Source organism: Micromonospora haikouensis (assembly GCF_900091595.1).
GTDB classification, from domain to species: Bacteria; Actinomycetota; Actinomycetes; order Mycobacteriales; family Micromonosporaceae; genus Micromonospora; species Micromonospora haikouensis.
The window spans coordinates 1-9534 of sequence record NZ_FMCW01000066.1 but is presented as its reverse complement, the minus strand read 5'-3'; the positions used below and the strand labels follow the sequence as shown (position 1 = coordinate 9534).

Below are 9534 nucleotides of genomic sequence, written 5' to 3'. Positions count from 1 at the left end.
CTTACTCATCGGACACCCCGCCGGCCCGTCGCCACGCCGCGACCTGGCCACGTTCATCCGTACCTACCTGGGGACACCAACCCGTACACCGACAGCCAGCGACCCTGCGCGAACGCCTGGAGCCCGGGATCGTCATCCCGTTTTTGACCAGCGCTGGAGTTGTTTTGGTCCGGAAGCTACCGGCGGACCCATCGTGGAAAATCCGGAACGGATGGCTACAAGATCACGGAAACTGCGCTTCTGCCGCAAGTCGGCGATGGCGGCGGGCTGGTCTGCGAGCGGCGGCCGTTGGGTGCCAGTATCCCCTTGCACCTGCCATCTGAGATGTTGAGGAACCAGGCGAATGTGGAACATTGCCGAGCGTCGAGGCGCGACGACCGTCGCCCTCACCGCCGTCCAGGTCGCCCTGCTGCAAGTGATCTACGACGAGTTCCACGCTGGCACCGCCTGGCCGACGATGTACCAGGTCGACCGCGCGTTCCTTAGGTTGAAGCGGCGCGGCGTCGCGAGCGCCGCCGCAGTGATGAGGGACCTGCCCGACGGGCTGCTGATGCGCAGCGGGATCTGGACGGACCCGGCCGCCCGCGACGAGGTGAAGCTGACGATCAGCGGCGTGGCGCGGTGCGCTGGCGGCGGCGCGGAGGAGGCCGAGGCGTTCGTACGAGCCGTGCGCTGGTGCGCGCGGCAGGAGCCGACCCGGGAACCGAAGGTCGGGGAGACCTCAGTGCAGGTGTACTGGCGGCAGGTGCGGCGGGCCATCCCGGTGGAGCTGCGGCCGGACCCGGGCAGCATGGACCGTCTGCACCTGCTGCTGACCGCACACCACTGGGGGTGGGTGCAGGCCGGGCGGGCGCCGGACGGATCGGAGTGGACCCTTCACCTGGGGCCGGAGGTGCGGCGGTTCAGCAAGGTGCAGTCGGTGGAGGACTTCGTTGACGCGCGGGTCAGCTGGTGGGAGGAGGGCAACCAGTTCATCCCCGTAACGAACACCTTCTTCGCGCCGAGCGAGGTGGCGATCACCGAGGCCGCGCAGCCCGAGGAGGCGCTGACCGTCGGCGCATACATCAACCCGCTGGCGTTGGAGCAGCTGCGCGAGTGCGCGGACACGGGCTGGGATACCACCAAGCTGGTGGCGCTGGCCGAGGAGTTGGACGCCTGCTGGCGAGCCGGGCATGTCTATGCGGCGCACACGGTGTTGCGGGCGCTTCTCGACCATGTGCCACCGTTGTTCGGCCAGAAAGGCTTCGCCGCCGTGGTGAGTAGTCACCCCTGGGGGAAGACGGACTCGAACTACCTGCGTCGGCTGAGCGCCTTCCGAGACCAGGCCGACGATGCTCTGCACCGTCAGATCTCCAAGAGGCCGGACCTACTCATGCTGGACAACCTTCCGCCGGCCGCGGCGGTCAACGCTCTGCTGGGCGGCTGCGCGGCGCAGCTCCAGCAGCCCTGACCGGGCCCCAGGGCCGCAGTACGGCGGCGAGGGCGGTCACGGCTGGAGTGGCGCGGCGGTAGTGTCGGCGCGGTGAGGGGTGAACGGAGGCCATCGAGGTTGGCGGCCAGCAGCCGGGCGAGCGGGTCGCCCGGCGGTAGGGACGTACTGCGGAGACCGGTGGATGCGCCTCGGGGCTCTGCCGCCGCTGATTGTTCCTGCTCGCCAACGCGTCCTCCTGAAGTCACCCCCAGTCGGACCAGTGTGAAGCAGGAGCGCACGTCCTGCGAACAGGACGTTAGTGGCCAGCTACGGCGAGGATCCCTCGCGTGATCGTCCTGACCGCCCGCTGGGCTCTTCGGAAAGACTGGCAGGAGGGGCAGAGCACCCGCGCGACAGCCGCAGGCCCCCCACCTCGCGTCTTGGCCCGCCGGTAGCTTCCGGACCAAGACAACTCCAGCGCTGTTCAAAGACGGGATGACGATCCCGGGCTCCAGGCGTTCGCGCAGGGCCGCTGGCCAGGGCTGGAGTTGTTCTTTCGCTGCAAACAACGGCGGGGCCGAGTGGAACAGCTCGCTATCGGCCAGGCGCGAGACGACGGTGACGACCTCGACGACGAACGGAAGTGGCTCACCGAGGCCGAGCGACAGCAGCTCGCCCGCGCCGGCCGCCGAGGCGCTGCTGGCGATGCCAGAGTTCCGGGCGGCCAAGCCCGGCGGCGCCCGAAAACGGTTCGCCCGCTCCCACCTTCCGGCCGACCTCGACGAGCAGGTTCGCTGGGAGGCCATCCGCACCGCGTGCGATCGCGCCGACGAGCTCACTCAGCAGCGGTACGCCGGCATCGGTGACCAGTACGACGAACTGGCCGCCGACTTGCTAACGGATCCGGCCTACCAGCAGGCGGGGTCGGTCGGTGTGCGCAAGCAGGCCGCCGAGCAGTTCCTCACCGCATGGGCCGACGGCTTCGTTCCCCCCCTGTCGCGCTAGCGTGCCAGAGCGGTCCGACACGAGCCCATCCCGAGGGGCACCCCGACGCGACGGGCGATGAGTCGTCATTCCGGCTGGCCGGTGGTGAACGGCACGGCAGTGAGGATGAGCAGGATGGTGCCGGCGAAGGCGCCGCCGGCGGTGAGGATTGCGGTGGGCGGGTTCATTCCGCCGGTCCAGGCGAGGAGGCCTCGCACGCACCCGCAAGACCGTAGTCAGCCACGACGGCAGCTTCATCAGCTTCCACCGCCGCCGCAACGTCCACGCACTCGTAGATCAGACGACCCCAACCGATCCCGCCCACGCTGCGTTAGATCAACTCATGGCACCGGCCGGCCGCAAGAGCAGCCGGCCGGGACCACTGTGATCGACGGTCAGGCCGCTCGGTGGCGCCGGTAGAGGAAGGCGAGGCTGGCGGCCTCGGACTCCAACCAACTGGCGTATCCCGCAGCGGGCCGCACCCGGGTGAACTCCCGCCGGCGGCGGACGTCCAGCACCATCGGCCGGGCCCTGGGATGGGTCTGGTCGAGGGTTTGGCTCATGAGCCACAGCGTGACCTCGGCGGCCTGCGCGGTGAGCGCGTCGCTGTAGAAGTACAGCTTCAACGCGTCGGTAGTCCCGTCCGGATGCATGAGGACGAGGTCCGGCGTGACGCGGACGGTCAGGTCGGTGGTGTGCCACCGGGCGGTGCCCGGGGAGACGAACGCGGTGTCCGCGCGCGGCTCGATGAACGACAGCCAACCACGGGCGATGTCGATGTAGTGGCCACGCACCTGGGGGCGGCAGTTCTGGACGGCGCTGCTCATCGCCGCCTCGTCCTTGCCGGTCCGCCGCCCGGCCTGGACCGCCAACCGGATCTTGCGGTAGGGGTCCTTCACCGGCGAGTACGAGTCGTCGAAGCTACGGACGAGCGCGAAGCGCTGCGTCCCCGGGCTCAGGACGTACTTGACGAACCGAGCCATGGCGATGTCGAAAGTCGACGTCGGGTGGGTCAACCTGGCGATCTCCTCTGGCCCCGACCGGAACGCAGAACCTTGACGCCACGGGTAACCGCTGACCGGAACTTCACAACCTGAAACGGTCGCCAAGCCCACTGCAAGCGGTTAGGGTCGATAACTGCGACGTGATCGAGCCCCAACGTCTGGTCTGCCTCCCGCGCGGTACCTCCACGTTGGGGCCGACAACCCAGACTATGAAGCCGACCTTTGGTATTCCCGGCCTCGAACGGCATGGTCGCACATCCGCCCAGCTCAGACGTATGTAGACGGCCCAGTCAGGCGTCACGTATGTGGATCTTGAGGCCGTCGAGGGCGCACCTTCAGCGGATTAGACAGGCGCGACCGCCACGCACGGGTTCGGCACCGCTTGGAGCAGTACACCTTCTCCGCCCGGCACTCGTCGAAGTCCCACTCTGTCCCGCAGACCACACACCGGATCAGAAACGGCTTTCGCACCTTTGCTGCCGGCTCGGATCGCTTGGCCTCGCGGGCCGCCGCACTTCGGCACGAACGGGAACAGAACTGGGCATCGCTCCTCTTGAGCAGCGGCATGCGACCAAGGCATCGCTTGCACACCGCAGCCACCACATCGCTGAATGTAGTGAGATCGATCGCCTGCTGCGACCCCGGATTAGGGATGCGCGGGCGAAGGCATTCGTCGACCTGGGTCGCCGGGCCCGTGATCAGGGTGCGGATCGTCGCCGACGACGTCGACCAGACCGACGCCGCCGCGCTGGCCATCAGCCGGGTTCTCACCGTCACGAAGGAGAGCCCGGCCCGCGGCCGCGTCGCTCCAGCGACGGCGTCGCCGTCTACCTCGACGCCGAGCTGCCGCCCGTCGACTTCGACGCCGCGGACCGGGCCAGCCGGTGCGGCTGGACCGGCTGCGCTGAACCGGACCAGGGAAGGTCCTTCGGTGCCTCAGCTTTATTGGCAGTGCCTCACCTTCCTTGGCAGGCGACAGTGGATCAACACACACGTCTGCATGGCGGAACTCGCGTCGCTCATCATTGAGTGGATAAGCTCCCTTATCCATTGGGTTGTCCGACCGCCTCAGCGGATAACGTGGTGCAACGTCGGCTGAAAGCCCGGCCGAAACTAAGCGGATAAGAAGGACGGTGGACCACAGTGGCCCGGACCGCGACCGCGAAAGTCATTCCGCTACGGCCCGAGGCTCCGACCGCAGCGGTCGAGAGGGCTCTTGCGGCGCTGCACCGGCACCTCGACCGGTGCGCCCTCGCCGCCAACACCACCAAGGCATACCGAGCACGCGCTGGCGCATACGCCACCTGGCTCACCCAGCACGCCGGCGAACACCCGGACGCCTTCGTCGACCAGGTCGGCGCCGAGGCCGCCGTCACCGCCTGGCGCCGCCACCTCATCACCGCCAAGGCCAGCCCGTCCACCGTCAACCAGACCCTCGCCGCCGTCGACCTGCTCTACGAGGTCGGCGCCGGCCTGCGGCTGAAGGTCAAGCGCGCCCGCGTGCCGCGCCCCGGCGAGCCCGAGGCGCTCACGCCGAAGGAGCAGGGCGCGGTGGAGCGTGCCGCTGACCGCCGCGCCCTCCGCGACGCCGCGATCATCGCCGTGCTGCTCTACACCGGCGCGCGGGCAGAGGAGTGCGCCCGCCTCGACGTCGATGACCTCGCTCTCACCGCCCGCACCGGCACTATCCGCTTGCACGGCAAGGGTGATGAAGTCCGCCAGGTACCAGTGCCCGCCCCGGCCCGTGACCGGCTCACCGCCTGGATTCGGCACCGCGGCGGCGAGCCGGGACCGCTGTGGACTGGCCAACGTGGCCGGCTCACCACCTCCGGCATCACTCAGATCGTTCTCGCCGTCGGCACCGACGCCCATCTCCCCGGCCTGCGACCGCACCGACTACGTCATACCTACGCCACCCGACTCCGCCAGGGCGGCGCCGACCCCGCCCAGGTTCAGGCCCTCCTCGGCCACGCCTCCCTCGACACCACCGCCCGCTACTTCCGCGCCGGCACCGCAGAACAGGCCGCCGTCGTCGAGCGCATCTTCGACTGATGAACCCACGGAATCAGGCGCCGCCGGCGTCGTGACTCACAGCTCGCCGAGGATGCGTTCGCGTTGCTCGGCGTACTCGCTGTCGCTGATGAGTCCGTCGCGGTAGATGGTGGCGAGCTGCCGCAGCCTCTCGGCGATCGGGCTGGGCTGTGATGTCGGGGCGGTGTGTGGATTCGGTGAACGGTTGTCGGGGTCCGACCCGACAACCTCACTGGATGGTGTGGCGGCGGATCCGGCGATGCGCCAGAAGCATTCGTCGAGGGCGGTGGCGCTGCTGGCCGCTGCAGCGAGGTGACGCAGGGTGTCCGGCTCGCAGTCGAGCACTGCGGCTAGGCGGGCAGCGTGGGGGGTGGTCGGGACGAGGCGGCCGGCGAGGATGTCCATCGTCACTGTGGCAGCGATGTCTGCACGGCTGGCCAGCTCGGTGGGGGAGATGCCGGCGAACTCGGCATAGACGCACAGGTAGCGGGCCAACGCCCGTCGGGCGGGCGGCGCTTGCGGATCGATGGTGGCCACCAGATGCCCGAAGCGGATCCGTCGGCGGGCGGCGGGTGGTTCCGGCAGGTCGATGATGGGCGTACCCCGCAGGGCGGGCGCGGCGACGAGTTCGAGGGCCACGCACTGGCGGGCGTACTCCTCCCGGATCGTGGCTACCTCGGCGGCGACGGTACGGACCCGCAGCAGCTCGTCGCGGGTCTGGTGAAACTGCGCTTCGAGCTGGTTGGCGCGGCGCGTCTCCTGGTGGCGGCTGTTCTCCGAGGCCCGCAGGTTGTCCAGGTAGCGAGTGGTCTCGGTCTTGAGGCGCTCCTGCAGCCGGGCGATCTTGCGCTGCAGGACCGGCACGGCCGGCTCGCTCTCCGGGACGTTGCGCTGGCCTGGTTTGCCGGGCGGCCGGCTAACCGGGCCGTTGTAGCCGCGGGGTCGCTGCCCGCGGGCGCATTCGTACCAGCCTGCGGCCACCGCCCGGATGCTGGCGCTGTCGCAGCTATCCGGCAGGCAGTCGATGATCAGCTCGGCCATCTCCCAGGTGGGGCCGAGCCTGTAGCGGCTGAGCTGCTCGGAAACCTTCTGACGGGTTAGGCCGGGGTAGGCGAGGCCGCGCTGACCAGCGACCTCGATGATCCTCGTCTGTCCACCAATGCCGTAGTAGTCGTGGATGAGGCTGCGGACGTAGAGGATGTACTCGGCGGCGTCGGGGTTGCCGCTGCGTTCACGGATCGTAGCTTCATCCACGACGTACGGGCGGGTGTTGCGACGCGGCTCGGGGCGGTGGCCGGTGCTCATGCGGTCGTCCTTGATGCACGAGGAGTGGCCCGGCAACGGTCGGTGTTGTCGGGAGTTCGGACGGGACCCTTTCCCGACATTAGGGACGCCGGGGAGAGTTACCTATGCCGATCGCTGATTGGTAGATCGGTCAGGGTGCTCCGCGCCGTTCGGTTGGCCGCCTGGTCGGCGCGGAGCACTTGCCCTGCCTACATGATGCGAGAAGGTGATGACAGAATGCAGTGGAGATCCTGGTTGCGGCAACTGGCGACCTTGGCTAACAGACTGCCGGTGCGAGCCGTGGTCACCCGTCACCATCGACCCGCACGACCTCCTCAACCGGCTCGCCACCATCCCCAGCACCGCCGACCTGCTCCCTGGAAGCGACGGCCGCGGCCACGGCGTCCAAGCGGCGTGAGGTGACGCTATCGGGCTCTCGGCCCCACGCCATCAAACGCTCACGGGCAGCACAGCTTGCCGCACAGCCAGCCGACAGATCGACGGTCAGGCCGTCCGCGGTGGCGACGGTCCTACTCCCCGGCCGCCAGCAGCGACGCGGAGTGGGAGGCCTTGCTCACCGCCAATCACCACGGCGTCAACGGCGAGGACGACGAGAACCGGCCGCGCTGGCTCAGCGAGAGCGAGCGCGAGGAACTGGCCGAGCCGACCGTGCAAGTCCTGCTCGCGATGCCGCAGTTCCGTGCCGAGAAACCGGGCGGCGGCCGGTACCGGTTCGCGCAGCAACACCTGCCCGCCGACCTCGACGGACGGGTCACGCACGCGGCGGTGCGCCCGGCCTGCGACCGCGCCGACGAGGTGGCCGGTCAGCGGTATACCGACATCGACGAGCACTACGAGCAGCTCGCCGCGGACCTGCTCGCGGACCCGGCCTACCAACGGGCCGGGTCCGCCGCGGCCCGCAAGCAGGCCGCCGAGCGGTTCCTTGCCGCCTGGGCCGACGGATGGGCACCGCCCATGGTCGCCCGCGAGGAGCTCTACGCCCGCGCCCAGCGGCTGGCCAAGGCGGCGGCCCGGCCATCGGCGCTGTACTGATAGGGGCAGTGGCGGATCCGCTGGTCGCCGAGGCGGTGAGAAGAATCTTGGTTGCGGTTGGGGGGTAGGCAGCCTTTTCAGCCACCGCCGAGCGTTGACCCCTCGCCCAAGCGACGGAAACGCTCCCCAGAGCGATGGGAACCACGCCGGTGACCGTACCGGTCAGCCGGTGATCGACACGGTCACCAGCAGGATCAACCAGGGGTCAGGGCGGACCTGACCCTGGCCCGGTTCGTTGAGCAGGCCATGACGGATCAGGTGCACCACCTGCGGGACAACCCGGCGCGCTACTACGAGGTGCTGGGACGGGTCATGTCGGCCCTGCGCGAGACCGGCGCGCTCAACGGCGCCACCCATCTCGACTGGTGGCCCGGCAACGGCGGACGGACCTGGGAAATCGAGTGGCAGGGTGGCCCCTTCCCGGCCGAGGCCGCCGCGCGGCTGCTGGGGGCACCAGAGCCCAGCGCCGACGACGAACAGGGCGACCACGCGGTACGCGGCCTGATCTCGCCCGGCTGGGGCGAGAACGAGCGCGCGCACCTGGTCGTGCTCGACGTGCCGGTGAACCTGCGCGCGATCGACCCGATCGGCACCAGACAGGTCTGGGCGACCCTCACCCTCACGCAGGGGTAGAGGGAAGACTAGGTCACCGCGCCACAGCGGCAGCCCTCAGGATCAGGCCGGCACGTCGCCGGTACAGGCTCGTCGTCGCAGGGGCTGATCGCCCGGCGGTATGCGGTGAGGATGTCGCGGCCGGATACGGCGGCGAGCACAGCAAGTTCGCGACCACCGAGGTACGGGGGCTACCCATGCAGGAGGGCGGGTCAGACGCCGACGAGCAGCTCGGGCTGGGGCAACATTCGCAGTTCCGCAGTTGAGACGGCGTCCTGCGGTCCGGTGACCATGACCAGCGAGGTTCCGATGTGGCCCCCGCATGCGGCGAGCGGCGCTCCGGTGGCCATGTCCGGGCAGGCGAGGTAGACCCACTCCATGGCGTCTCCGCCGTCCACGGACAATGTGCGCGTTCCGGTGGGCTCGGGCGGGTTGTTGGTGTCGAGCCGGTCGACGTACTGCGGTGGTGGCGGACCGCTGCCCCAGGGAGGCGCGCCTCGACGCCCTGCCAGTGCGAGCTGGTAGTTGATCAGGCTGGTCCACAGGTGATGCACCACCGAGGCGCCCCCGGTGTCGTCGCGGACTGTGATGACATCGATGGTGGTGTCGTCGTCGAGTTCGTGGCCGATGCGGACCTCGCCGGGCCTCGGTCGGCCCAGGTCGCGGGCGACTCCGTGCGCGTCGGCGTGGGTGGTCTCCCTGTGCCAGCCGACCATGTGGGCGCGGTAGCGGGGGGCCTCCAGCATGGCGAACCTGACGCCGAGCCAGCCGTAGATCTCCTCCGCAGTGGGCGGTGTCAACGCTCCGCTGGGGTCATGCGGACCTGGCTGTCCGGGGGTGTGCGCCATGCTGAAGGCTCCCTCCCCTATCCGTGGTCTCGTGCCGAGATTCTTTCGTGCCTGGCTACACCGGCAGCTTGGTAAACAGTTCCTCGAAGCGGTCAAGCGTCTGCGCGTCGACCTGGGCGAAGAACTCCTCAAGGTTCTGCGTAAGTACGTGGGCGGGCCCGGCATGGTCAAAGTCGCCGCGCACCTTGCTGATGCGCCGCAGGATCGGCTCCGGGGTTTGCGGTAGGTCAGCCTCATCGAGAGTGGAGAGCGTTCGGGTGTAGAGCCACAGGTAGTCCTTGACCGTGAACAGGTCCTCGATGTCGGC

10 protein-coding genes are annotated in these 9534 nt (G+C 69.2%); 5 read left to right on the top strand and 5 right to left on the bottom strand.

Features of this window, described 5'->3' with window-relative positions; genetic code table 11:
• Window positions 1-343: 343 nt before the first annotated feature.
• Window positions 344-1450 (top strand): hypothetical protein, encoded by a 1107-nt coding sequence (locus GA0070558_RS32150; RefSeq protein ID WP_091287178.1) that lies wholly within the window; start codon window positions 344-346, stop codon window positions 1448-1450.
• A gap of 579 nt (window positions 1451-2029) precedes the next feature.
• Window positions 2030-2416: a hypothetical protein gene (locus GA0070558_RS32145; protein ID WP_091287175.1), complete on the top strand. Its 387-nt coding sequence runs from the start codon at window positions 2030-2032 to the stop codon at window positions 2414-2416.
• A 65-nt stretch (window positions 2417-2481) separates the two neighbouring features.
• Here GA0070558_RS32145 and GA0070558_RS34790 read toward each other — a convergent pair whose 3' ends face one another.
• Together GA0070558_RS34790 and GA0070558_RS32140 are read right to left on the bottom strand one after the other, a co-directional pair.
• Complete coding sequence (locus GA0070558_RS34790; protein WP_256092260.1) at window positions 2482-2613, bottom strand: hypothetical protein; 132 nt, start codon at window positions 2611-2613, stop codon at window positions 2482-2484.
• A gap of 177 nt (window positions 2614-2790) precedes the next feature.
• Window positions 2791-3411 (bottom strand): hypothetical protein, encoded by a 621-nt coding sequence (locus GA0070558_RS32140; RefSeq protein ID WP_091287172.1) that lies wholly within the window; start codon window positions 3409-3411, stop codon window positions 2791-2793.
• A gap of 1131 nt (window positions 3412-4542) precedes the next feature.
• Between GA0070558_RS32140 and GA0070558_RS32135 the strand changes: the two genes are divergently transcribed.
• Window positions 4543-5451 (top strand): tyrosine-type recombinase/integrase, encoded by a 909-nt coding sequence (locus GA0070558_RS32135; RefSeq protein WP_091287169.1) that lies wholly within the window; start codon window positions 4543-4545, stop codon window positions 5449-5451.
• 36 nt (window positions 5452-5487) lie between these two features.
• Here GA0070558_RS32135 and GA0070558_RS32130 read toward each other — a convergent pair whose 3' ends face one another.
• Window positions 5488-6735 carry an SHOCT domain-containing protein gene (locus GA0070558_RS32130; RefSeq protein ID WP_091287166.1) on the bottom strand — a complete coding sequence of 416 codons (1248 nt, stop codon included), beginning with the start codon at window positions 6733-6735 and terminating at the stop codon, window positions 5488-5490.
• A 549-nt stretch (window positions 6736-7284) separates the two neighbouring features.
• On the opposite strand from GA0070558_RS32130, the gene GA0070558_RS32125 reads away from it, so the two are divergent.
• Window positions 7285-7767 (top strand): hypothetical protein, encoded by a 483-nt coding sequence (locus GA0070558_RS32125; RefSeq protein ID WP_091287163.1) that lies wholly within the window; start codon window positions 7285-7287, stop codon window positions 7765-7767.
• A 246-nt stretch (window positions 7768-8013) separates the two neighbouring features.
• Window positions 8014-8400 (top strand): hypothetical protein, encoded by a 387-nt coding sequence (locus GA0070558_RS32120; protein ID WP_141722413.1) that lies wholly within the window; start codon window positions 8014-8016, stop codon window positions 8398-8400.
• 191 nt (window positions 8401-8591) lie between these two features.
• Here the strand turns inward: GA0070558_RS32120 and GA0070558_RS32115 are convergent, their stop codons facing one another.
• Window positions 8592-9227: a hypothetical protein gene (locus GA0070558_RS32115; protein WP_141722412.1), complete on the bottom strand. Its 636-nt coding sequence runs from the start codon at window positions 9225-9227 to the stop codon at window positions 8592-8594.
• Between the two features lie 55 nt (window positions 9228-9282).
• On the bottom strand, window positions 9283-9534 hold a 252-nt coding region (locus GA0070558_RS33750), incomplete at its 5' end, for a hypothetical protein (protein WP_218107163.1).

Coding starts and splice junctions, on each gene's coding strand:
- GA0070558_RS32120 (WP_141722413.1), top strand. CDS start 8,014: ATGACGGATCAGGTGCACCACCTGCGGGACAACCCGGCGCGCTACTAC.
- GA0070558_RS32130 (WP_091287166.1), bottom strand. CDS start 6,735: ATGAGCACCGGCCACCGCCCCGAGCCGCGTCGCAACACCCGCCCGTAC.
- GA0070558_RS32115 (WP_141722412.1), bottom strand. CDS start 9,227: ATGGCGCACACCCCCGGACAGCCAGGTCCGCATGACCCCAGCGGAGCG.
- GA0070558_RS32150 (WP_091287178.1), top strand. CDS start 344: ATGTGGAACATTGCCGAGCGTCGAGGCGCGACGACCGTCGCCCTCACC.